General features: G+C 73.6%; 20 protein-coding genes. 16 read left to right on the top strand and 4 right to left on the bottom strand.

All coding sequences use genetic code 11. The annotated features are described in order from the left end of the window. Positions 1–85 precede the first annotated feature (85 nt). The 4 genes from ACFWEG_RS20290 to ACFWEG_RS20275 form a co-directional block, all read right to left on the bottom strand. Entirely contained in the window at positions 86–2506 is a 2421-nt protein-coding gene (locus tag ACFWEG_RS20290) for a transglutaminaseTgpA domain-containing protein (protein WP_387216971.1), read from the bottom strand. Next, positions 2503–3957 carry a DUF58 domain-containing protein gene (locus ACFWEG_RS20285; RefSeq protein WP_387216969.1) on the bottom strand — a complete coding sequence of 485 codons (1455 nt, stop codon included), beginning with the start codon at positions 3955–3957 and terminating at the stop codon, positions 2503–2505. The genes ACFWEG_RS20290 and ACFWEG_RS20285 overlap by 4 nt, the downstream gene beginning before the upstream one ends. Then, on the bottom strand, positions 3957–4985 hold the full coding sequence (locus tag ACFWEG_RS20280) for an AAA family ATPase (RefSeq protein WP_387216967.1): 1029 nt from the start codon (positions 4983–4985) through the stop codon (positions 3957–3959). The genes ACFWEG_RS20285 and ACFWEG_RS20280 overlap by 1 nt, the downstream gene beginning before the upstream one ends. A gap of 280 nt (positions 4986–5265) precedes the next feature. Continuing rightward, entirely contained in the window at positions 5266–5793 is a 528-nt protein-coding gene (locus ACFWEG_RS20275; protein WP_387216965.1) for a beta-class carbonic anhydrase, read from the bottom strand. Between the two features lie 184 nt (positions 5794–5977). On the opposite strand from ACFWEG_RS20275, the gene rsmH reads away from it, so the two are divergent. The 16 genes from rsmH to ACFWEG_RS20195 all read left to right on the top strand — a co-directional run bounded on the left by rsmH (position 5978) and on the right by ACFWEG_RS20195 (position 23728). Then, a complete protein-coding gene (rsmH, locus tag ACFWEG_RS20270) occupies positions 5978–6934 on the top strand; it encodes a 16S rRNA (cytosine(1402)-N(4))-methyltransferase RsmH (protein WP_387216963.1) in 957 nt (318 codons plus the stop codon). Beyond that, positions 6931–7422 (top strand): cell division protein FtsL, encoded by a 492-nt coding sequence (locus ACFWEG_RS20265; protein ID WP_387216961.1) that lies wholly within the window; start codon positions 6931–6933, stop codon positions 7420–7422. The genes rsmH and ACFWEG_RS20265 overlap by 4 nt, the downstream gene beginning before the upstream one ends. Next, positions 7419–9347 (top strand): peptidoglycan D,D-transpeptidase FtsI family protein, encoded by a 1929-nt coding sequence (locus ACFWEG_RS20260; protein ID WP_387216959.1) that lies wholly within the window; start codon positions 7419–7421, stop codon positions 9345–9347. Before ACFWEG_RS20265 ends, ACFWEG_RS20260 begins: the two co-directional genes overlap by 4 nt. Before the next feature lie 12 nt (positions 9348–9359). Continuing rightward, positions 9360–11132, top strand: coding sequence for a UDP-N-acetylmuramoyl-L-alanyl-D-glutamate--2,6-diaminopimelate ligase (locus tag ACFWEG_RS20255; protein WP_387216957.1), 1773 nt, complete (start codon positions 9360–9362; stop codon positions 11130–11132). Between the two features lie 4 nt (positions 11133–11136). Further along, positions 11137–12549, top strand: coding sequence for a UDP-N-acetylmuramoyl-tripeptide--D-alanyl-D-alanine ligase (gene murF, locus ACFWEG_RS20250; RefSeq protein ID WP_387216955.1), 1413 nt, complete (start codon positions 11137–11139; stop codon positions 12547–12549). Further along, a complete protein-coding gene (mraY, locus tag ACFWEG_RS20245) occupies positions 12546–13616 on the top strand; it encodes a phospho-N-acetylmuramoyl-pentapeptide-transferase (RefSeq protein ID WP_387216953.1) in 1071 nt (356 codons plus the stop codon). The genes murF and mraY overlap by 4 nt, the downstream gene beginning before the upstream one ends. Further along, entirely contained in the window at positions 13613–15040 is a 1428-nt protein-coding gene (murD, locus tag ACFWEG_RS20240) for a UDP-N-acetylmuramoyl-L-alanine--D-glutamate ligase (RefSeq protein ID WP_387216951.1), read from the top strand. The genes mraY and murD overlap by 4 nt, the downstream gene beginning before the upstream one ends. 60 nt (positions 15041–15100) lie before the next feature. After that, positions 15101–16450: a putative lipid II flippase FtsW gene (ftsW, locus tag ACFWEG_RS20235; RefSeq protein ID WP_387216949.1), complete on the top strand. Its 1350-nt coding sequence runs from the start codon at positions 15101–15103 to the stop codon at positions 16448–16450. A gap of 6 nt (positions 16451–16456) precedes the next feature. Then, the gene (murG, locus tag ACFWEG_RS20230; protein WP_387216947.1) at positions 16457–17551 is read left to right on the top strand and encodes an undecaprenyldiphospho-muramoylpentapeptide beta-N-acetylglucosaminyltransferase; all 1095 of its coding nucleotides are present in this window, start codon (positions 16457–16459) and stop codon (positions 17549–17551) included. Between the two features lie 59 nt (positions 17552–17610). After that, complete coding sequence (locus tag ACFWEG_RS20225) at positions 17611–18405, top strand: cell division protein FtsQ/DivIB (RefSeq protein ID WP_387216945.1); 795 nt, start codon at positions 17611–17613, stop codon at positions 18403–18405. A gap of 278 nt (positions 18406–18683) precedes the next feature. Further along, a complete protein-coding gene (gene ftsZ, locus ACFWEG_RS20220) occupies positions 18684–19898 on the top strand; it encodes a cell division protein FtsZ (RefSeq protein ID WP_387216943.1) in 1215 nt (404 codons plus the stop codon). Continuing rightward, positions 19895–20662, top strand: a complete 768-nt coding sequence (gene pgeF / locus ACFWEG_RS20215; RefSeq protein ID WP_387216941.1) for a peptidoglycan editing factor PgeF — start codon at positions 19895–19897, stop codon at positions 20660–20662. The genes ftsZ and pgeF overlap by 4 nt, the downstream gene beginning before the upstream one ends. Then, positions 20649–21368, top strand: coding sequence for a YggS family pyridoxal phosphate-dependent enzyme (locus ACFWEG_RS20210; RefSeq protein WP_387216939.1), 720 nt, complete (start codon positions 20649–20651; stop codon positions 21366–21368). The genes pgeF and ACFWEG_RS20210 overlap by 14 nt, the downstream gene beginning before the upstream one ends. 131 nt (positions 21369–21499) lie before the next feature. Next, entirely contained in the window at positions 21500–22123 is a 624-nt protein-coding gene (locus tag ACFWEG_RS20205; protein WP_387216937.1) for a cell division protein SepF, read from the top strand. A 74-nt stretch (positions 22124–22197) separates the two neighbouring features. Continuing rightward, positions 22198–22482 carry a YggT family protein gene (locus ACFWEG_RS20200; RefSeq protein WP_387216935.1) on the top strand — a complete coding sequence of 95 codons (285 nt, stop codon included), beginning with the start codon at positions 22198–22200 and terminating at the stop codon, positions 22480–22482. Positions 22483–22528: 46 nt separating this feature from the next. Further along, positions 22529–23728, top strand: coding sequence for a DivIVA domain-containing protein (locus tag ACFWEG_RS20195; protein WP_387216933.1), 1200 nt, complete (start codon positions 22529–22531; stop codon positions 23726–23728). The last annotated feature ends 76 nt before the right edge of the window (positions 23729–23804 follow it).

The raw sequence follows: 23804 nt of genomic DNA, 5'->3' as shown, positions 1-23804 counted from the left end.
GGGCCCGGACGGGCCCCGCACCCCTTCGTCGTCGTTCCCGGCGGGGGCGGGTCCGCTCCGGTCCCGCCCCCGGGGGGCCTCCGCCTCAGCCGCCCTGCCGCCCCGGCTGACCCGGACGGACGAACCGCGTCCACCCCCGCAGCCGCTCCGCGACCCCGCCCGTCAGCCGCGCCCACCGGCCGGACAGCGCCCACGCCACCCGGGCGGCCGAACGCGGGGCGAGCAGCGCGCGCAGCCGCAGGGACCGGCTGCTGCCGGCCCGCAGACCGGCCGCGATCAGGCCGACGTCGTCCGCGAGCCCGGCCGCCTGCCGGGGCTCCGGCGCGTAGAGGACGTGCTCCACGGCCAGCGCGACGCGGTGCGCCGCCTGGGCCGCGGGCGCGTCGAGCTGCCCGATACGGGCGATCCGCGCCGCCGCCGTACGGGGCGTCTGCGCCTCGTCGGGCAGGATGCCGTGGTCCCAGGCGGCGTCGTTGACCTCCTGCCAGGCCGCCAGGGTCCTGGCCGCCGCGTCGGCCGGGGTCCGCCCGCCGGAGGAGCCGAGCCGGGCCGCCCGTACCCGGATCCGCCACAGCATCGGGGACAGCGGCAGCAGCACCACGAGCACGGCGAGCAGCCCGACGCCGAGGACCGTGCCCCACGGCGGGCCGCCGTCACCGCTCTGCGCGGCCGTCGCCGACTGCGTCGGACCGCACACCCCCGGGCCGAGCTGGCTCGGCGGGCAGCTGGAGGAGACGCTCTCCTCGGCCGACGGGGCGGCCGCGGAGCTGGAGGGGCGCGGCGCGGGTGCCTCGCTGGAGCCCGCCGCCGGGGCCTCCTCGCGGGTGTAGTCCGGCTCCGAACCCCGGCTGGGCGTCGGCTCGAAGCGGGTCCAGCCCACCCCCTCGAAGTACAGCTCGGGCCAGGCGTGCGCGTCCCGCAGCCCCACCGACATGCTGCCGTCCGCCTGCAGGGCGCCCGGCGTGAAGCCGACGGCGACCCTGGACGGGATGCCGAGCGTCCGGGCCATGGCGGCCATGCTGAACGAGAAGTGCACGCAGAAGCCCTGCTTCTGCTTCAGGAAGTTGGCGATCGCCCGGGCCCCGCTGCCGGCCCGCACCTGGGTGTCGTACAGGAACCCGCCGTCGGTGGTGAACCAGTCCTGGAGCGCGACGGCCCGCTCGTAGTCGTTGTCCGCCCCCGCGGTCACCCGGCGGGCGGTCTCGGCCACGACGGGGGGCAGGCTGCCGGGCACCCTGGTGTACTCGCGCCTGATCGCCGCCGGCGGCGGGCCCGCGGCCGCGAGGCGGGCGCGGGTGGGCTCCACGATCAGGCTCCGCACGGTGTAGGACTGCCCGCTGGTCTTCTGGCCGCGGTCGCCGACCAGCGTCCGTCCGACCGGTTCGTAGCGCCAGCGGCCGTCGAGCCCCTCGACCCGCGTCGGCGGGTAGGGCATCGGCAGCCAGTCCTGGGCGTACTTGTCGTCCGCCGTCAGGGAGGTCCTGATCTCGGTGCGCTTCACCTCGCGGTCCAGGCCGAACACCGGCGGGAGCGACCCGGGGACGTCCTCGACGGGCCGCTCGGACGGCTTCCACTCGGTGCCGTCGAACTGGTCGAGCGACACGATCCGCAGGTAGTGGTCCGCGATCGCCTGCGAGTCGGTCCGGTAGCGCAGCACCTCGCGGTCCACCGGCTGGTTCAGGTTGTCCTGCAGGGCGACCAGCGGGTTGACCGCCGAGATCGTGCCGCCGTTGCCCAGCGCCCCGGTGCCGTTGCCGCTGCCCGCGAGCAGCCCGCCCTCCATGGCGGGCAGCGAGGCGGGCACCACGAGCGCGATGCCGAGCGCGACCGCCCCGATCCGCCGCCCGGTGCGGACCGGCGCGAGCACCGCCCCGCCCTCGGCCTCCTGGCCGCCGAACCGCCGCCCGGCGGCCGCGCCGCCGAAGACCCGCCCCCACTGCGAGAGCCGGTCGCGGCCCTCGGCCAGGAGCAGCAGCAGGTAGCCGGCGGCCGCGAGCACGAACCACACCCAGCCGGCGCCGCGCGAGAGCCCCGCGGCGACCGAGTACAGCGCGAGCAGCGGCAGCCCGGCCGGGGCGGCGCTGCGGTAGGTCACCGCGAGCGCGTCCACCAGCAGGCCGACGACGAGCACCCCGCCGACCAGCATCAGCGTGATGCCGTCGGTGTCGGGGGCGGGGATCGAGTACTGGCCGACGTCCTCGAACCCGGAGCGCAGGAGGTCGCCGAGGCGGGCGAACGCGTCCGGTCCCGGCAGCACCAGGGCGACCGCCCGGTCGTGCGCGAAGACCAGGGTGACCAGCAGGAGGGTGACCAGCGCCTGGACGAGCACCGTCAGCGGGCGCGCCAGCGGCACCCGGCGGGCCAGGACGCCCGCCCCGGTCTGGACGGCCAGCAGGAACGCCGCCTGGAAGAGCCAGATCGCCGGATCCACCAGGGGCAGCAGCGAGAGGGCCGCCAGGAGGGTGGCCGCGTAGGCCCCCGCCGTCAGCCGTGCGCGACCGCTCATGACCAGCTCCCACCCGTCGTCGTTCCCGTGGCCGCGCTGCCCGTGCCGAGCCGCTGGGCGTCGAGGCCGTCCCACAGCTCGGTCAGCGAGGCGCCCGGCGGCACCGCGACCGCCGTCCAGCCGCTGTCCCGCAACTGCCGCAGCCGGTCCTCGAACCGGCCGGCCGGCGCCTCGCCCGAGCCCTGCGCCCACGCCTCGGAGTCCAGGACGAACGCCAGCGCGGCGCCGCTGCGCTGCCGCATCCGGGCCGCCACCGCGGCCTCCGCCTCGTCGAGGTCGCCGAGGAAAGCGATGAGCATGCCCTCGCCGCCGCCGCGCAGCACGTCGTAGGCGCGCGCGAGGCCGCTGTCGGGGTCCTCGGAGTGGTCCACGACCGCGAGGGTGTCCATCATCAGGCCGGCCGCGTCGGCCGACTCGCTGGTGGCGCCGGCGAAGCCGTCACCGCCCTCGCCCGGCACGGAGCTGCCGGTGTCGGTCAGCAGGCGGACGGAGAAGCCGCGTTCGAGGAGGTGCACCAGCGCGGAGGCGGCGCCGGAGACCGCCCACTCGAACGCCGAGTCGGGGCCGGCGCCCACGTAGCCGCGGCGCCGGGTGTCGAGGAGGACCGTGGCGCGGGCGCGCTGCGGCTGCTCCTCGCGGCGCACCATCAGCTCGCCGTGCCGGGCGGTGGAGCGCCAGTGGACCCGCCGCAGGTCGTCGCCGTAGCGGTAGCCGCGGGGGATGACGTCGTCCTCGCCGGCCAGCGCGAGCGAGCGGTTGCGGCCCTCGCCGTACCCCTTGGCCTCGCCGGTCATCCGGATCGGCCTCAGCGCCTCGGTGCGCGGGATGACGGTCAGGGTGTCGAACGCGCTGAAGCCGCGGGTGAGTTCGCACATGCCGAACGGGTCGGTCAGCCGCAGCTGCAGCGGTCCGAGCGGGTAGCGGCCGCGCAGGTCTGAGCGGACCCGGTAGGACACCTCGCGCTTGCCGCCCGGCTCCACCCGGTCGAGCACGAACCGCGGCCGCGGGCCGAGCACGTACGGCACGCGGTCCTGGAGCATGAGCAGGCCGGTGGGGAGCCGGGAGACGTTGTCCACCCGCAGGTGGACGCGGGCCTCGGTGGCCGCGGGCACCCGGTCCGGGGTGAGCCGGCGGCTGCCGGCCACCCGGTAACGGGTGCGGAAGAGCACGACGGTGCACAGCAGCGGCAGGACGGCGAGCAGCAGCCCGACCCGCAGCAGGTCGCCCTGCCCGAGCACGTAGGCGCAGATCGCCGCCGCGATGCCGGCGGCGAGGAACGACCGCCCGCGCGTGGTGAGGCCGCCGAGGGCCGACCACAGACCGCCCTGGTCCTCCTCGCCCGGCGGCGCGTGCCCCGGCGTCCCGGTGCGCGGGTCGGGGGCCGCGGCCGGGGCGTACGGCGGGGGGCCGCCGGCCGCCGGGGGCGGGACGTACGGCTCCCCGGCCGTCATCAGTACCCCCGGCCGGCCGGCGGCTGCCGGTAGGCCGGCGGGGCGGTCCGGCCGGCGGGCGAGCCCGCCTGCGGCACGGGGGTGCGCTGCAGGATGTCGAGGACGACCTGCTCCGCCGTGCGCCGGTTGAGCTGGGCCTGCGCGGTCGGCAGGAGCCGGTGGGCGAGGACCGCGACGGCCAGCTGCTGGACGTCGTCCGGCAGCGCGTACTCGCGGCCGGCGAGGGCGGCCGACGCCTTGGCCGCGCGCAGCAGGTGCAGCGTCGCGCGGGGCGACGCGCCGAGTCTGAGGTCGGGGTGCCGGCGGGTCGCGGCGACGAGGTCCACGGCGTAGCGGCGGACGGCCTCGGCGACGTGCACCGCGCGGACCGCGTCGATCAGCTTCAGGATCTCGTGCGCGTGCGCCACCGGCTGGAGGTCGTCGAGCGGCGAGACGCCGCCGTGGACGTCGAGCATCTGGAGCTCGGCCTCGGGGGAGGGGTAGCCGATGGAGACGCGGGCCATGAAGCGGTCGCGCTGGGCCTCGGGCAGCGGGTAGGTGCCCTCCATCTCGACCGGGTTCTGGGTGGCCACCACCATGAACGGGCTGGGCAGCTCGTAGGTGTGGCCGTCCATGGAGACCTGGTGCTCCTCCATGGACTCCAGGAGTGCCGACTGGGTCTTGGGGGAGGCGCGGTTGATCTCGTCGCCGATGACGATCTGGGCGAAGACCGCGCCCGGTTTGAACTCGAACTCCCCGCGCTGCTGGTCGTAGACGCTCACCCCGGTGATGTCCGACGGCAGCAGGTCGGGGGTGAACTGGATGCGGCGCACCGAGCAGTCGATGGACCGCGCGAGCGCCTTGGCGAGCATGGTCTTGCCGACGCCGGGGACGTCCTCGATCAGCAGGTGTCCCTCGGCGAGCAGCACCGTCAACGACATCCGGACGACCTCGGGCTTGCCCTCGATCACTCCTTCCACCGACCTGCGGACACGCTCCACCGTGGTGGTCAGATCCGTGAGGCTCGCTCGATCGTCATAGGTCGTCACCCGGCCCTCCTAGGCCCCGTTCCCAGGGACCGGGGCCCGACAACGAGCGGCCCGGCCCTTACCCGCGCTCCGGAGGAGCAGGGGGTACCCCATGTGAAGTACGGACACCGCCGCCGATTCGTTCCGGACGCCGGTGCCACTCCAGCATTCTTGATGCCGTTACCGCTTCGTGTCACTCGCCTGCGGGCAAGTGGCCGCGTCATAGGAGGATTTGCGGCTTTTCATCGTCGCGCAGGGGTGGCCCGCCGCCGCGGCGGCGGGCTGCCGACCCACCGGACCCTCAGGAAGCGCCGTCGATCTCGCGCAGGAGACCGGTCCGCACGTCGAAGACGAAACCGCGGACGTCGCCGGTCTCGACGAGGAACGGCGAGGTCCGGACCCGCTGCATCGACTGCCGGACGTCCTGGTCGACGTCGCGGAAGGACTCCACCGCCCAGGCCGGCCGCTGGCCGACCTCCATCTCCAGCTCGTGCCGGAAGTCCTCGGTCAGGCTCTCCAGGCCGCAGCCGGTGTGGTGGATGAGCACCACGCTGCGGGTGCCGAGCGCGCGCTGGCTGATGGTCAGCGAGCGCAGCACGTCGTCGGTCACCACCCCGCCGGCGTTGCGGATGGTGTGGCAGTCGCCGAGGTCGAGGCCGAGCGCGGCGAACAGGTCGAGCCGGGCGTCCATGCAGGCCACGATCGCGACCTTGCGGACGGGCCGGGCGTCCATGCCGGGGTCGGTGAAGGCCTTGGCGTACCGCTGGTTCGCGTCGACGAGCTGGTCGGTGACGGAGGAGCCGGCGGGAGGGGTGGCGGAAGTCGTCATGGTCCAGACCGTATCGTCCCCGGGACGCGCGGCGTGCGGGCCGGTCGGCCACCCGCGCGGCCGGGTGGACTACTGTGCTGCCCGGGGCGATTCCGGTCCCCCGATCCCCGCACGACGATCTACCGAACGAACCCGCGGACGCGGCCCGTGCGGGCGCCCCGCGGCGCCGGACCTGAGAGGGCGCATGAGCCAGACCCGACACGTCCCCGTGATGCTCCAGAGGTGTCTGGACGTGCTGGCCCCGGCCCTCGCCGAGCCGGGAGCCGTCGTCGTCGACTGCACCCTGGGCCTCGGCGGCCACAGCGAGGCCCTCCTGGCCACCTTCCCCGCCGCCCGGCTCGTCGCGCTCGACCGCGACAAGGAGGCGCTGCGCCTCTCCACCGAGCGGCTCGCGCCCTACGGCGAGCGGGCCACGCTCGTCCACGCGGTCTACGACGAGCTGCCGGAGGTCCTCCAGCGGCTGGAGATCCCCCGCGTCCAGGGCGTCCTGTTCGACCTCGGCGTCTCCTCCATGCAGCTCGACGAGGCCGACCGCGGCTTCGCGTACGCCCAGGACGCGCCGCTCGACATGCGGATGGACCAGTCCGCCGGGATCAGCGCCGCCGAGGTCCTCAACACCTACCCGCCGGGCGAACTGGTCCGCATCCTGCGCGCGTACGGCGAGGAGAAGCAGGCCAAGCGGATCGTCGCCGCCGTGGTCAGGGAGCGCGAGCGGGAGCCGTTCACGAACAGCGCGCGGCTGGTGGAGCTGATCCGCGACGCGCTGCCGCAGGCCGCCAAGCGGACCGGCGGCAACCCGGCCAAGCGGACCTTCCAGGCGCTGCGCATCGAGGTCAACGGCGAACTGGCCAGCGTCGAACGGGCGATCCCGGCGGCCGTCGCCGCGCTCGCCGTGGGCGGGCGGATCGCGGTGCTCTCCTACCAGTCGCTGGAGGACCGGATCGTCAAGCAGGTCTTCGCGACCGGTGCGGCGAGCACCGCCCCGCCCGGTCTCCCGGTCGTCCCCGAGCGCTACCAGCCCCGCCTCAAGCTCCTGACCCGCGGCGCCGAACTGCCCACCGAGGAGGAGGTCGCGGAGAACCGCCGGGCCGCCCCGGCACGTCTGAGGGGTGCGCAACGCATCCGCGAGGAGGCCGTGTGACGCAGCAGGCGCAGCTGAAGGGGCGGGCGGCGCGGCTCGCCGCCCTGCTGCCCGCCGGGACCAGCAGCGCGGCCCGGACCCCGTTCGTGCTCCTGGTCGTGGTCCTCCTCGGCGGCGGCCTGATCACCCTGCTCATGCTCAACTCGGCGCTCAACGAGGGCTCGTTCCGGCTCTCCGACCTCAAGCGCGACACCACCGAGCTGACCGACGAACGCCAGGCCCTGCAGCGGGACATCGACGCCTACTCCGCCCCCGACGCCCTGCAGCAGCGCGCCCGCGAGCTCGGCATGACGCCCGGCGGCCCGCCCGTCTTCCTCGAACCCGACGGCACGGTCCGCGGCTCGAAGGCCCCGGCGAGCGGCTCGCCCGCCGCACCGCGGCCTGCCCCGAGCCCGTCGGCGTCCCCCGCCGACCCGTCGCCGTCGCCGAGCCGGACCGCGTCCCGCGCCGCGACCACGCCCTCACCCACGCCGGAGGCGACCGAGTGACGAGTAGGACGCCCCCGGGGCGCGGAGTGCCCGGCCCCGCCCGCAGGCCCGCCGCCGGACCCGCCCCGAGGGGCGGCGGGCGCCCGCCCGCCCGGCGTCCCGCCCCGCGCCGCTCCGCACCGCTGCGCCTGGGCAGCCCCCGCCCCCGGCTGCGCCTGGTCAGCCTCGGCCTCACCCTCGTCATGCTGGTCTTCGTGGTCCGGCTGCTCCAGGTACAGGCCGTGGACGCCGAGGCCTACGCCGCCAAGGCCCAGGTCAACCGGTACTTCACCCACGTGCTGGCCGCCGAGCGCGGCCGGATCACCGACCGGCGGGGCGTCGAGCTCGCCACCAGCGTCGACGCGCACGACATCACCGCCGACCCGTCGCTGTTCACCGAGGAGCACACCAAGGTCTCCGACGCCCCCGCCCAGGCCGCGGCGCTGCTCGCCCCGATCCTGAACGAGGACCCGGAGGACCTGCGGAAGAAGCTCGACCGGCCGAAGGACCGCTACGAGGTCCTGGCCAGGCGGCAGACCCCGCAGGTCTGGAAGCAGATCAAGGACCTCAAGGCCGTCTTCGCCACGAAGGAGGCCAACGTCCTCGCCGGCGTCCTCCAGGAGCCCGCCACCCGGCGGGTCTACCCCGGCGGCGAGCTGGCGGCCGGCGTGCTCGGCTTCGTCAACGACGACGGCGCGGGCGCCGGCGGCCTGGAGGCGAAGTTCGACCGGCAGCTCGCCGGCGAGGACGGCAAGATCCGGTACGCCCAGTCCGGCGGCCGCCAGGTCCCCACGGCCGGCTCCACCGAGGTCCCCGCCGTCCCCGGCTCGGACATCGAGCTGACCCTCGACCGGGACATCCAGTGGGCCGCCCAGCAGGCCATCTCCGACCAGGTGGAGGAGTCCGACGCCGACCGCGGCTACGTCGTCGTCCAGGACACCCGCACCGGCGAGGTGCTCGCCATGGCCAACGCCCCCGGCTTCGACCCCGGCGACCTCTCCGGCGCCACCGCCGCCACCCTCGGCAACGCGGCCCTTCAGGACGTCTACGAGCCCGGCTCGACGGCCAAGGTCCTGTCGATGGCGGCGGTCCTGGAGGAGAACGTCGCCTCCCCCTCCACCCACGTCACCGTCCCCAACCGGCTGCCGCGCGCCGACCGCGCCTTCAAGGACGACATCGACCACCCCACCTGGTACCTGACGCTCAACGGGGTGCTCGCCAAGTCCAGCAACATCGGCACCATCCTGGCCGTCGAGCAGCTCGGGAAGACCCAGCCCGAGGCCAACCGGGTCCTCCACTCCTACCTGCGGAAGTTCGGCCTCGGCTCCCCGACCGGCCTCGGATTCCCCGGCGAGACGCCCGGTCTGCTCGCGAGACCGAAGGACTGGAGCGCCTCCCAGCAGTACACGATCCCCTTCGGCCAGGGCCTCTCGCTCAACGCCATGCAGGCCGCCTCCGTGTACTCGACCATCGCCAACGGCGGGGTGCGCGTCGAGCCGAGCCTGGTGCGCGGCACGAAGGGCCCCGACGGCCGGTTCAGCCCGGCCCCGGTGCCGAAGAAGACCCGGGTGGTCAGCGAGACGACCGCCAGGACCCTGGCCAGGATGCTGGAGTCGGTCGTCGACGACGAGCAGGGCACCGGCGTGAAGGCCCGCATCCCCGGCTACCGGGTGGCGGGCAAGACCGGCACCTCGAACCGGGTCGACCCCGAGACCGGCCGCTACAACGGCTACACCGCCTCGTTCGCGGGATTCGCACCCGCGGACGCCCCGCGCGTCACCGTCTACTGCGCCATCCAGAACCCCACCAAGGGCAGTTACTTCGGCGGCCAGATCTGCGGGCCCGTCTACAAGAAGGTCATGGAGTTCGCCCTGAAGTCCCTCCAGGCCCCGCCCACCGGCGCGCCCCCGGCCCGGCTGCCCGTCGAGTTCGAGCCCGCGGACTGACCGGGGACGCCCGTGACCATGATCACTCCCGACCCGGCGGAACCGGCCCCCTCATTTCGCGATGGCGACGGTGCGCCCGGTACGCTCACCGCCGTGCCCCACCCTGATCAGTCCACCACCACCCCGAAGGACGCCCCTGTGACCTACCCGGGAGCGCCGCGGCCGGTGCAGACCCGCCCCACCCCGCTGGCGGACCTCGCCGATCAGCTGGGCATCCGGTCCGTGGCCGACGGCGGCGAGGTCACCGGCATCACCCACGACTCGCGCGCCATCCGCCCCGGCGACCTCTACGCGGCCCTGCCCGGCGCCCGGTTCCACGGCGCGGACTTCGCCGCCCAGGCCGCCTCGCTGGGCGCCGCCGCGATCCTCACCGACCCGGCCGGCGGCGACCGCGCCGCCGCCACCGGCCTCCCGGTGCTCACCGTCGGCGACCCGCGCGGCCGGATGGGCGAGCTCGCGGCGACGATCTACGGGCACCCCGGCCACGACCTGCTCCAGATCGGCATCACCGGCACCTCCGGCAAGACCACCACCGCCTACCTGGTGGAGGGCGGGCTGCGCGCCGCCGGACACCGCACCGGGCTGATCGGCACCGTCGAGATGCGGGTCGGCGACGACACCGTGAAGTCGGAGCGCACCACCCCCGAAGCCCCCGACCTGCAGGCGCTGTTCGCGGTCATGCGGGAGCGGGACGTCGACTCCGTCGCCATGGAGGTCTCCAGCCACGCGCTGGTGCTCGGCCGGGTCGACGGCTGCGTCTTCGACGTCGGCGTCTTCAACAACCTCAGCCCGGAGCACATGGAGTTCCACTCCGGCATGGAGGACTACTTCCGGGCCAAGGCCCAGCTCTTCACCCCCCGCCGCAGCAGGCGGGGCGTGGTGAACTACGACGACGAGTACGGGCGCCGGCTCGTCGGCGAGGGCGGCGTGCCCGTCACCACCTTCTCCGCCCAGGGCCACCCGGACGCCGACTGGCACGCCGAGGACGTCGTCGTCGGGCCCATGGACTCGACGTTCACCGCGGTCGGTCCGGAGGGCGAGCGGATCTCCGCCCGTTCGCCGCTCGCCGGCCCCTTCAACGTCGCCAACACCCTCGCCGCGATCGTCGCGCTGGCCGTCGCGGGCGTCGACCCGCAGACCGCCGCCGACGGGATCGCCGCCGTGCCGGGCGTCCCCGGCCGACTGGAGCGGATCGACGCCGGGCAGCCGTACCTCGCGGTGGTCGACTACGCGCACAAGACCGACGCCGTGGAGTCCGTGCTGCGGGCGCTGCGCAAGGTCACCGAGGGCCGGCTGCACATCGTGCTCGGCTGCGGCGGCGACCGCGACACCACCAAGCGCGGCCCGATGGGCGCGGCCGCCGCCCGGCTCGCCGACACCGCCGTGCTCACCTCCGACAACCCGCGCTCCGAGGACCCGCTCGCGATCCTCGCCGCCATGCTCACCGGCGCCGCCGAGGTGCCGGCCCACGAGCGTGGCGAGGTCCAGGTGTTCGAGGACCGGGCCGCCGCGATCGCCGCGGTCGTCGCCCGGGCGGGCAAGGGCGACACCGTGCTCGTCGCCGGCAAGGGCCACGAGCAGGGCCAGGACGTCGCCGGAGTGGTCCGCCCCTTCGACGACCGCCAGGTGCTGCGCGCCGCCATCGAGAACAGCCTGCGCGCCGAGGGCGAGAGCAGTGCTCTCCGTGCCCCCGCCGAGCCGTCCGCCGGGGAGAGCACCGCTCTCGCCGCCGGAACCGACCACCCCGGGCCCCGGGCCGCCGCCGAGACCAACAGTCAGGGATGACCGAGTGATCACCCTCTCCCTCGCCGAGATCGCCGAGATCGTCGGCGGGCAGCCGCACGACACCGCCGACGCCGCCGCCGTCCGCGTCACCGGACCCGTCGTCCGCGACTCCCGTGACGTGCGGCCCGGCAGCCTCTTCGTCGCCCTCGCCGGCGAGCGCGTCGACGGCCACGACTTCGCCGCCGCCGTCGTCGAGGCCGGCGCGGCCGGCGTGCTGGCCACCCGCCCCGTCGGCGTGCCCGCCGTGGTCGTCGACGACGTCCTCACCGCGCTCGGCCGCCTCGCACGGGCCGTCGTGACCCGGCTGGGCACCGAGGTCGTGGCGCTGACCGGATCGGCCGGCAAGACGTCCACCAAGGACCTCATCGCCCAACTGCTCCAGCACCGCGCCCCCACCGTCTGGACGCCCGGCTCGCTCAACAACGAGATCGGGCTGCCGCTCACCGCGCTCACCGCGGACGAGGACACCCGCCACCTGGTCCTGGAGATGGGCGCCCGCGGCATCGGCCACATCGCCTACCTGACCGGTCTGACCCCGCCCACGATCGGCCTGGTGCTCAACGTCGGCAGCGCCCATATCGGCGAGTTCGGCGGCCGCGAGCAGATCGCGCAGGCCAAGGGCGAGCTCGTCGAGGCGCTGCCCGCCGACGGACACGCGATCCTCAACGCCGACGACCCGCTGGTCCGCGCCATGTTCGCGCGCACCAAGGCCCCCGTCACGCTCTTCGGCGAGGCCGCCGACGCCGACGTCCGGGCCGAGGACGTGGTGCTCGGGGACGACGGACGCCCTTCTTTCACCCTGCGCACACCCACCGGGTGCGGAGCCGTGAAGCTGCGCCTGTACGGTGAGCACCACGTGTCGAACGCGCTTGCCGCGGCCGCCGTCGCCCATGTGATCGGCATGCCCGCGGACGAGATCGCCACCGCGCTCAGCGAGGCGGGCACGCTCTCCCGCTGGCGTATGGAGGTCAGCGAGCGCGGCGACGGCGTACGGATCGTCAACGACGCCTACAACGCGAACCCCGAGTCCATGCGAGCCGCCCTGCGCGCGCTCGTGGCCATGGGCAAGGGGCGTCGCACGTGGGCGGTGCTCGGCACCATGGCCGAGCTCGGTGACGCGTCGCTCGCCGAGCACGACGCGGTCGGACGGCTGGCCGTCCGGCTCAACGTGAGCAAGCTCGTCGCGGTCGGGGGACAGGAAGCGTCCTGGTTGCGACTGGGCGCCTACAACGAGGGTTCGTGGGGTGAGGAGTCGGTGCACGTGTCCGACGCACGGGCGGCGATCGACCTGTTGCGCAGTGAGCTGCGCCCGGGAGACGTCGTGCTGGTGAAGGCATCCAGGTCCGTCGGTCTGGAAGCGGTCGCCACGGCGCTGCTGGAAGACGACGGTGCGGCGGGGGAGGGCGGCCGGGCATGAGGCAGATCCTGTTCTCCGGCGTCATCGGCCTGTTCCTGACGCTGGTCGGCACACCGCTGCTGATCAAGCTGCTCGCCCGCAAGGGCTACGGGCAGTACATCCGCGACGACGGCCCGCGCAGCCACGGCTCCAAGCGCGGTACCCCGACCATGGGCGGCATCGCCTTCATCCTGGCCACCCTGGCGGCCTACTTCCTGACGAAGCTGATCACCGGCGAGGACACCACGTTCTCCGGCCTCCTGGTGCTCTTCCTGACCGCGGGGATGGGCCTGGTCGGCTTCCTCGACGACTACATCAAGATCGTCAAGCGGCGCTCGCTCGGCCTGCGGGCCAAGGCGAAGCTGTCCGGTCAGCTGATCGTCGGCATCGCCTTCGCCGTGCTCGCCCTGCAGTTCGCCGACGAGCGGGGCCAGACGCCCGCCTCGACGAAGCTGTCCTTCGTCACGGACTTCGGCTGGAAGATCGGCCCCGTCCTGTTCGTGGTCTGGGCGCTGTTCATGATCCTGGCGATGTCCAACGGCGTGAACCTCACCGACGGCCTCGACGGCCTGGCCACCGGCGCGTCGGTGATGGTCTTCGGCGCCTACACGTTCATCGGCGTCTGGCAGTTCCAGGAGTCCTGCGCCAACGCCGACTCCCTGGTCAACCCCGGCGCCTGCTTCGAGGTCCGCGACCCGCTCGACCTCGCGGTCGTCGCCGCGGCCCTCATGGGCTCCTGCTTCGGCTTCCTGTGGTGGAACACCTCGCCGGCCAAGATCTTCATGGGGGACACCGGCTCGCTCGCCCTCGGCGGCGCGCTCGCCGGCCTCGCGATCTGCTCCCGCACCGAGCTCCTGATCGCCGTCCTCGGCGGCCTGTTCGTCCTCATCACCATGTCGGTCGTCATCCAGGTCGGCTCGTTCAAGCTGACCGGCAAGCGGGTCTTCAGGATGGCGCCGCTCCAGCACCACTTCGAACTCAAGGGGTGGTCCGAGGTCCTCGTCGTGGTCCGGTTCTGGATCATCCAGGGCATGTGCGTGATCGTCGGCCTCGGCGTCTTCTACGCCGGCTGGGCGGCCCAGAAGTGAGCGCGGGCGCCTCGGAGTTCAAGGACCTGCGCGTCACGGTCGCCGGACTCGGCGTCAGCGGCGTCAGCGCCGCCCGTGCGCTGACCGCGCTCGGCGCGCACGTTACCGTCGTGGACGGCGGCGACGGCGAGCGGCTGCGCGAGCGGGCGGCGGAGCTGAGGCAGGCGGGCGCCACGGTGCGGCTGGGAGATGCCGAAACGCTTCCTCCCGGCACCGACCTGGTCGTCACCTCCCCGGGCTGGCCCCCCTCCAGCCCGCTCTTCGCGGCCGCCGCGGCGGCCGGCGTCGACGTCGTCGGCGACGTCGAGATCGCCTGGCGGCTGCGCGGCCTGGACGGCCGGGAGCCCGCCGCCTGGCTGGCGGTCACCGGCACCAACGGCAAGACCACCACCACCCGCATGCTCGCCTCGATCCTGGCCGCCGCGGGCCTGCGCACCGCGGCCGTCGGGAACATCGGCACCCCGATCATCGACGTGGTCACCGGCGAGGAGACCCACGACGTCCTCGCCGTCGAGCTCTCCAGCTACCAGCTGCACTGGACGCCGAGCCTGCGCGCCCACTCCGCGGCCGTCCTCAACCTCGCCCCCGACCACCTCGACTGGCACGGCGGCATGGACGCCTACGCCGCCGACAAGGGCCGGATCTACGAGGGCAACACCGTCGCCTGCGTCTACAACGCGGCCGACCCCGCCACCGAGGACCTGGTCCGCGCGGCGGACGTCGAGGAGGGCTGCCGGGCCATCGGCTTCACCCTCGGCACCCCCGGCCCCTCCCAGGTCGGCGTCGTCGACGGCATCCTCGTCGACCGGGCGTTCGTGGCCGACCGGCAGCGCCAGGCCCAGGAGCTGGCCGAGGTCGCCGACCTGAACCCGCCGGTCCCGCACAACATCGCCAACGCGCTGGCCGCAGCAGCCCTCGCCCGCGCCTACGGCGTCGCCCCCGCCGCCGTCCGCGACGGACTGCGCGCCTTCCGCCCCGACCCGCACCGCATCGAGCACGTCGCCGACGTCGCCGAGGTGGCGTACGTCGACGACTCCAAGGCCACCAACACCCACGCCGCCGAAGCCTCGTTGAAGTCCTACGAGCACGTGGTGTGGATCGCCGGCGGGCTCGCCAAGGGCGCGGTCTTCGACGAGCTGGTGGAGGCGGCGGCCGGCCGGCTCCGCGGCGTCGTCCTGATCGGCGCGGACCGCCACCTGATCCGCGAAGCCCTCGCGCGACACGCCCCCGAGGTGCCGGTCGCCGACCTCGACCGCACCGACACTGGGGCGATGGCGGCCGCCGTGGCGGAAGCCGCCCGGCTGGCCCGACCGGGCGATACGGTGCTCCTCGCCCCGGCCTGCGCCTCGATGGACATGTTCACCAACTACCAGGAGCGCGGGAAGGCGTTCGCGCGCGCCGTGCGCGAACTCCCCACCGCGTAGGGACGCCCAGCCGGCGTCGGACGCGCTCGTCACGTGGACGAGCGGAGGGGATGCCGCACGATGCCGTCGACGAAGTCCGAGCCGCGCCGCCCGGCCCGTGCGCCCCGCCGCACCGGCGGGGCGCCGCGGGCCGGCGCCCGCGGGAACACCCTGCGGCGGCTGCACGGACGGGCCCTGCGGGCCTGGGACCGCCCGCTCACCGCGTACTACCTGATCCTCGGCTCCGCCGCGCTGATCACCGTCCTCGGCCTGGTGATGGTCTTCTCCGCCTCGATGATCACCGCGCTGAAGTGGGACCTGCCCTCCACCTACTACTTCCGCAAACAGGTCCTCGCCGCGCTGATCGGCACCGCCCTCCTGCTGGTCGCCTCGCGGATGCCGGTCAAGCTCCACCGCGGCCTCGCCTACCCGATGCTGCTCGGCACCCTGGTCCTGCTGGTGATGGTGCAGATCCCGGGGATAGGGCACGCGGTCAACGGCAACCAGAACTGGATCCAGCTCTTCGGCCCCTTCCAGCTCCAGCCCAGCGAGTTCGCCAAGCTGGTCCTCATCCTCTGGGGCGCCGACCTGCTCGCGCGCAAGTCCGACCGCAGGCTGCTCACCCAGTGGAAGCACATGCTGGTCCCGCTGGTCCCGGTCGCCTTCCTGCTGCTGGGACTCATCATGATCGGCGGGGACATGGGCACGGCGATCATCCTGACCGCCATCCTCTTCGGGCTGCTCTGGCTGGCCGGCGCCCCCACCCGGCTCTTCGCCGGCGTCCTCGCCGTCGCCGGTGCCATCGGCGTCCTGTTCATCGCCACCAGCCCCAACCGGATGGCCCGCCTGGCCTGCCTCGGCGCCACCGAACCGGGCCCCGCCGACCTGTGCTGGCAGGGACTGCACGGGATCTACGCGCTGGCCTCCGGCGGACTCTTCGGATCCGGACTCGGTGCCAGCGTGGAGAAATGGGGCCAACTCCCCGAACCGCACACGGACTTCATCTTCGCCATCACCGGTGAGGAACTGGGCCTGGCGGGGACGCTGTCGGTGGTCGCCCTGTTCGCGGCTCTAGGCTATGCGGGTATCCGCGTGGCCGGACGCACGGAGGACCCCTTCGTACGCTATGCCGCGGGAGGCGTGACCACCTGGATCACGGCCCAGGCCGTGGTCAACATCGGTGCGGTACTCGGCCTGCTGCCGATCGCCGGCGTCCCCCTCCCGCTGTTCTCGTACGGAGGTTCCGCCCTGCTGCCGACCATGTTCGCCATCGGCCTCCTCATCGCGTTCGCGCGCGAGGAGCCCGCCGCCCGGGCGGCGCTGGCGATGCGGCAGCCTGTCCTCGGCAGGAAGCGGGCAGGGCGCAGTGTGAAGGACGAGAAGACGATGCGACGGCGCGCCAGGACGACGCGTCCGTCCGGAGAGCGGTGAATTTCGGTGCATGTCGTACTCGCCGGTGGGGGGACCGCCGGCCACATCGAGCCGGCGCTCGCCCTCGCGGACGCCCTGCGCAGGCAGGACCCCACCGTGGGGATCACGGCGCTGGGCACGGAACGCGGCCTGGAGACGAGGCTGGTGCCCGAGCGGGGCTACGACCTCGCACTCATCCCCGCCGTCCCGCTGCCCCGCAAGCCCACCCCCGAGCTGATCACCGTCCCCGGACGGCTGCGCGGCACCATCAAGGCCGCCGAGCAGATCCTGGAGCGCACCAAGGCCGACTGCGTCGTCGGCTTCGGCGGGTACGTCGCGCTGCCCGGCTACCTGGCCGCCAAGCGGCTCGGCGTGCCGATCGTGGTCCACGAGGCGAACGCCCGGCCCGGCCTCGCCAACAAGATCGGCTCCCGGTACGCGGCCGGCGTCGCCGTCTCCACCCCCGACAGCAAGCTGCGGGGCGCGCGCTACATCGGGATCCCGCTGCGCCGGACCATCGCCACCCTCGACCGGGGCGCCGTCCGCCCCGAGGCGCGCGCCGCCTTCGGCCTCGACCCGGGCCTGCCGACCCTGCTGGTCTCCGGCGGCTCGCAGGGCGCCCGCCACCTCAACGAGGTGGTCCAGCGGGTCGTGCCCTGGCTCCAGCAGTCCGGGATCCAGGTGCTGCACGCGGTCGGCCCGAAGAACGAACTGCCGCGCGTCGACAACATGCCGGGAATGCCCCCCTACATCCCGGTACCGTACGTGGACCGGATGGATCTCGCCTACGCCGCGGCCGACATGATGCTCTGCCGCGCGGGCGCGATGACCGTCGCCGAGCTCTCCGCCGTCGGGCTCCCGGCCGCCTACGTCCCGTTGCCCATCGGCAACGGCGAACAGCGGCTGAACGCCCAGCCGGTGGTCAAGGCCGGCGGCGGACTCCTCGTCGACGACGCGGACCTGACGCCGGAGTGGGTGCAGAGCGAGGTCCTCCCGGTGCTCACCGACCCGCACCGGCTGTACGAGATGTCCCGCGCGGCCGCCGAGTTCGGCCGCCGGGACGCCGACGACCTGCTCGTCGCCATGGTCCGCGAGGCGATCGGCGGCCGGCACCACCACTAGCCGGCCGCCCCCGCGGCCGGCATCGGCCCGCCGGGCGGGCCGCGACGAAAGGCAGGAGCGTGGCCGGACCGAGCACCGCAGAGCGCGACGAGCGCACCGCACCCGAGTCCGGCCCGCCCCGGCCCCCGCGGCCGGGGCGCCGCCTGCGCCTGCCCTACCCCCGGCTCACCGCCCTGGTGTTCGGCGCCGCGCTCCTGCTCGGCGGGTTCGCCCTCTGGGCCCTGTACGGCTCGACCTGGCTGCGCGTCGAGAAGGTCCGCGTCGCCGGCGTCGAGGTGCTCGCCCCGGGCGAGGTGCGACAGGCGGCGGACGTGCCCACCGGCCTCCCGATGGCCTCGGTGGACACCGACGAGGTCGAGCAGCGGATCCGCCGGGCACTGCCCCGGGTGGAATCCGTGACCGCCGAACGGTCGTGGCCGAACGATTTCGTCCTCGAAGTGACCGAGCGGCAAGCGGTATTGCTCATCGAAAAGGGCGGCGAGTTCATCGAGGTGGACGCCGCCGGCCGCCGATTCGCGACCGTCGACCGCGCCCCCGAGGGCGTCCCCCGGCTCGAATTGAACACCGCGCGCTCCCCGAGCCTGCGCCGCTTCGGCACCGACCGGCTGCTGCGCGAGGCGGTGGCGGTGGCCGACTCGATTCCCGCCCCCGTCGCCGCCCGGACCCGTACCATCGCGGTCAGTTCCTTCGACGCGTTCAGCCTGGAACTCGACGGCGGGCGCCGGGTGGACTGGGGGAGTTCCGAGGAGGGCCGGGCGAAGGCCGACGTGCTCACCCGCCTGCTCGAAGCGACCCCGAAGGCCCGGCACTTCGACGTCAGTGCGCCCGGATCGCCCGCTTCGTCGGGGAGTTGACGGGCGCGGGTGCCGGGCACGACCCTGGTTGGCCAGAGATATGCCTGATCACATAGGGTGAAAAGAAAAACGGGAGGTTCGGCGTGTTCGTTGAACCCGCGCCACAAGTCGACTTAGTGTCCTGTTCGGAACAGTCATCGGAACAGACACACTGGTAACCCTGAAGTTCGACAACGGGGTTCGGGTCGGCGTTCGGAACCGTCCCAATTCGGCATCAGTCGCCGTCGCGCAGCACGGCGCGGCGGGCGACACGTAACTCGAGGCGAGAGGCCTTCGACGTGGCAGCACCGCAGAACTACCTCGCAGTCATCAAGGTCATCGGTGTCGGCGGCGGTGGTGTCAATGCCATCAACCGGATGATCGAGGTCGGTCTCAAGGGCGTCGAGTTCATCGCCATCAACACCGACGCTCAAGCTCTGTTGATGAGCGACGCCGACGTCAAGCTCGACGTCGGCCGTGAACTCACCCGCGGCCTCGGCGCCGGCGCCAACCCGGACGTCGGCCGCAAGGCCGCCGAGGACCACCGCGAGGAGATCGAGGAGGTCCTCAAGGGGGCCGACATGGTCTTCGTCACCGCCGGTGAGGGCGGCGGCACCGGAACGGGCGGCGCGCCCGTCGTGGCGAACATCGCCCGCTCGCTCGGCGCCCTGACGATCGGTGTGGTCACCCGGCCTTTCACCTTCGAGGGCCGCCGCCGGGCGAACCAGGCGGAGGACGGCATCGCGCAGCTGCGCGAAGAGGTCGACACCCTGATCGTCATCCCCAACGACCGCCTGCTGTCCATCTCGGACCGCCAGGTCAGCGTCCTGGACGCGTTCAAGTCCGCGGACCAGGTCCTGCTCTCCGGCGTCCAGGGCATCACCGACCTCATCACCACCCCCGGTCTGATCAACCTGGACTTCGCCGACGTCAAGTCGGTCATGTCCGAGGCCGGTTCCGCGCTGATGGGCATCGGCTCGGCCCGCGGCGACGACCGCGCGGTGGCCGCCGCGGAGATGGCGATCTCCTCGCCGCTCCTGGAGGCCTCCATCGACGGCGCCCGCGGGGTGCTGCTCTCCATCTCCGGCGGATCCGACCTCGGTCTCTTCGAGATCAACGAGGCCGCGCAGCTGGTCAGCGAGGCGGCCCACCCCGAGGCCAACATCATCTTCGGCGCGGTCATCGACGACGCGCTCGGCGACGAGGTCAGGGTCACGGTCATCGCGGCGGGCTTCGACGGCGGCCAGCCGCCCGCCAAGCGGGAGAACGTCATCGGCGCCTCCTCGTCCAACAAGCGCGACGAGCCGGCCCCGGCCCGCCCCGAGCGGCCCGCCTACGGCGGCCTCGGCAGCGTCACCGCCCGGGAGGAGGAGCCGGCCAAGGCGCCCGAGCCCGCCCCGGTCAGCGAGCTGCCCTCGCAGCCCGCCGCCGCGCCGCAGGTCCCGCCGGCCCGCCCGTACCAGGAGGGCGTCCCCGCCCTCGACGAGCTGGACGTGCCGGACTTCCTCAAGTGATAGCGCGGCACGACCCCGCGGGCGGCGCCCACTTCGCCTTCACCGACCGGTGGGGCGGGGTGAGCGCCGTTCCGTACGAGGACCTGAACCTCGGCGGCGCCGTCGGCGACGACCCCGCCGCCGTCCTGGCCAACCGGAAGCTGGTCGCCGAGGCGATCGGCCTCGACCCGGCCCGGGTGGTGTGGATGGACCAGGTGCACGGCCGGGACGTCGCCGTGGTCGACGGGCCGACGCCCGCGGGGGAGAGCCGCCGCGTGGACGCGGTCGTCACCGCCCGGCGCGGCCTCGCCCTCGCGGTCCTCACCGCCGACTGCACCCCCGTCCTGCTCGCCGACCCCGTCGCCGGGGTGGTGGGCGCGGCGCACGCGGGGCGGCCGGGCATGGTCGCCGGAGTGGTCCCCGCCGCCGTCGAGGCGATGACCGCGCTCGGCGCGGACCCCGCCCGGATCACGGCCCGCACCGGCCCGGCCGTCTGCGGCCGGTGCTACGAGGTGCCCGAGGCGATGCGTGCCGAGGTCGCCGCGGTCGAGTCGGCCGCCTGGGCCGAGACGAGCTGGGGCACCCCCGCCGTCGACGTCACGGCCGGGGTGGACGCCCAACTGGCCCGGCTCGGTGTGCTCGACCGGCGGCTCTCGACCGTGTGCACCCGCGAATCGGGTGATCACTTCTCCTACCGCCGCGACCGCACGACCGGCCGCCTGGCGGGGTACGTGTGGCTGGACGACGAAGGACAGGCCGGGCAGGGGCGACATGACGGACCGTAGGGCCGAACTCGCGGCGAACCTGGCGCGGGTCGAGGAGCGGATCGCGGGCGCGTGCGCGGCGGCGGGCCGCAAGCGGGAGGAGGTGACCCTGATCGTGGTCACCAAGACCTACCCCGCGAGCGACGTCCGGCTGCTGCACGAACTCGGGGTGCGGCACGTGGCCGAGAACCGCGACCAGGACGCCGCCCCCAAGGCCGCCGCATGCGCCGACCTGCCGCTGACCTGGCACTTCGTCGGGCAGTTGCAGACGAACAAGGTGAGGTCCGTGATCGGCTACAGCGACGTGGTCCAGTCGGTGGACCGCGCGAAGCTGGTCACCGCGCTGTCCGCGGCGGCCGTCCGCGCCGGCCGCGAGCCGGAGGTGCTGATTCAGGTCGCCCTCGACGCCGAGGTCGGCGCGCGCGGCGACCGCGGCGGTGTGGCCCCCGACGGCGTCGAGGAGTTGGCGGCCGCGGTCGAGGCGGCCGACGGGCTGCGGCTCGGCGGTCTGATGACGGTCGCCCCGCTGGCGGGGGAGTTCGCGGGGCGCCAACGGGCCGCTTTCGAGCGGCTGATGGAAATCTCGTCCCGCCTGCGCGCGACGCACGGGCCTGCGACCATGGTCTCGGCGGGGATGAGCGCGGACCTGGAGGAGGCCGTCGCGGTCGGTGCGACACATGTGCGCGTCGGCAGCGCGGTACTCGGCGTCCGTCCCCCGCTCGGGTAACGTCGCCAAGCAAGTCGGACCACGGCAGAAAATATGGTCATCCCCACTGATCGGCGAGATCGGCGGGCGGCCCGGGTGGATCGCCGCAGCTCGGTGACACGGGATCCACCACAGAGCGGAGGAAGCGGAGCATGGCCGGCGCGATGCGCAAGATGGCGGTCTACCTCGGCCTCGTGGAGGACGACGGATACGACGGCCCGGGGTTCGACCCCGACGACGAGTTCGAACCCGAACCCGAACCCGAGCGGGACCGGCGGCGGCACCAGGCCGCACCGCAGGAGCGCCACGAGGAGCCCGAGCCCGTACGGGCGGTGCCCGCACCGGCCCGGCGCGAGCCGGTTCAGCTTCCGGCTGAAACCGGGCGTCCGGCACGAATCGCCCCCGTGGCATCCATCACACCCGAACGCCAGAGCACGAGTCACAGCATGGAGAAGAACGCACCGGTGATCATGCCCAAGGTCGTGTCCGAGCGGGAGCCCTACCGCATCACCACGCTCCACCCCCGGACCTACAACGAGGCCCGTACCATCGGGGAACACTTCCGCGAGGCCACTCCCGTGATCATGAATCTGACGGAGATGGACGACACGGACGCGAAGCGACTCGTCGACTTCGCGGCCGGTCTCGTCTTCGGTCTGCACGGGAGCATCGAGCGGGTGACGCAGAAGGTGTTCCTGTTGTCGCCTGCTAACGTCGATGTCACGGCGGAGGACAAGGCCCGCATCGCAGAGGGCGGGTTCTTCAACCAGAGCTGAGACACGGCCTCACCGGCTGTGACGCGGCACCACCGGTACGGGAACCGAGATCAGGGGAGAGGGAAGCGCACCAAATGGGCGTTGTACGGGATGTGCTCTACATCGCGCTGATGTGTTTTCTCATCGTGCTGATCTTCCGGTTGGTCATGGACTACGTCTTCCAGTTCGCCCGCTCGTGGCAACCGGGCAAGGCGATGGTGGTCGTTCTGGAGGCCACCTACACTGTCACTGATCCACCGCTCAAGCTTCTGCGGCGGTTCATCCCGCCGCTACGTCTCGGGGGCGTGGCGCTCGACCTGTCCTTCTTCGTACTGATGATCATCGTTTGGGTCCTCATCGCACTGGTGAGCAGGTCGTGAACGATACGGTCTTGCCGAATGCCGACGACAACGTTGAGGTGAAGAGATGCCGTTGACCCCCGAGGACGTGCGGAACAAGCAGTTCACGACCGTCCGCCTCCGAGAAGGCTATGACGAGGACGAGGTCGATGCCTTCCTCGACGAGGTCGAAGCCGAACTGACCCGGCTGCTCCGCGAGAACGAGGACCTGCGCGCCAAGCTGGCCGCGGCGACCCGGGCCGCGGCGCAGAACCAGCAGCAGCAGAACATGCGCAAGCCGGAGCAGCAGGACCAGCGCCCCGGCGCGCCGGTTCCCGCCGCGATATCGGGCCCGCAGCCGGTGCCGCCGCAGCAGCACCAGCCGCAGCACCCGCAGCACCAGCAGATGGGCGGCCCGCCCCAGCTCCCCGGTGGCGCCCCGCAGCTGCCCGCGGGTCCCGGCGGCCACGGCCCCGGCCCGATGCAGGGCGGCCCGCAGCAGCTCGGCGGCCCCCAGGGCCAGCCGCAGCACCCCCAGCACCAGCAGATGCAGCAGCACGGCGGCCCCGGTCCCATGCAGGGCGGCCCCATGGGCGGTCCGATGGGCGGCCCCATGGGTGGCCCGATGCAGGGCGGCCCCATGGGCGGTCCGATGGGGCACGCCCCGCAGCAGGGTCCCGGCGGCGACAGCGCCGCGCGCGTCCTCTCGCTGGCCCAGCAGACCGCCGACCAGGCGATCGCCGAGGCCCGTTCCGAGGCCAACAAGATCGTCGGTGAGGCCCGCAGCCGCGCCGAGGGTCTGGAGCGCGACGCCCGTGCCAAGGCGGACGCCCTGGAGCGGGACGCGCAGGAGAAGCACCGCGTGGCGATGGGCTCCCTGGAGTCCGCCCGCGCCACCCTCGAGCGCAAGGTCGAGGACCTGCGGGGCTTCGAGCGCGAGTACCGCACCCGCCTGAAGTCGTACCTGGAGAGCCAGCTGCGCCAGTTGGAGACGCAGGCCGACGACTCGCTCGCGCCGCCGCGCGGCCCGAGCGCCCCGTCGCTGCCGTCGTCCTCCGCGATGTCCCCGGCCGGCGCGGGTGTCGGCAGCATGGGCGGCCACACCATGGGCGGCAACCAGTCCATGGGCCACGGCGGTCCGTCGAACGGCACCTACGGCGGCGGTCAGCAGCAGATGCCGCCGGCGATGACGCAGGCGATGGCCCCGGTGCGGCCGCAGGCTCCGCAGCCGATGCAGCAGGCGCCGTCCCCGATGCGCGGCTTCCTCATCGACGAGGACGACAACTGACCGCAGCGGACGCGGGTCTGCCCGCGCCACGTCGGCAGTGAACGAAGGGCCGGGCCCCTGGATCAGATCCAGGGGC

Origin of the sequence: Streptomyces sp. NPDC060194 (assembly GCF_042728285.1) — a bacterium.
In the GTDB taxonomy this organism is placed as follows: domain Bacteria; phylum Actinomycetota; class Actinomycetes; order Streptomycetales; family Streptomycetaceae; genus Streptomyces.
Note: the sequence above shows the minus strand (reverse complement) of the source record. Positions and strands in the feature narration are given on the sequence as shown.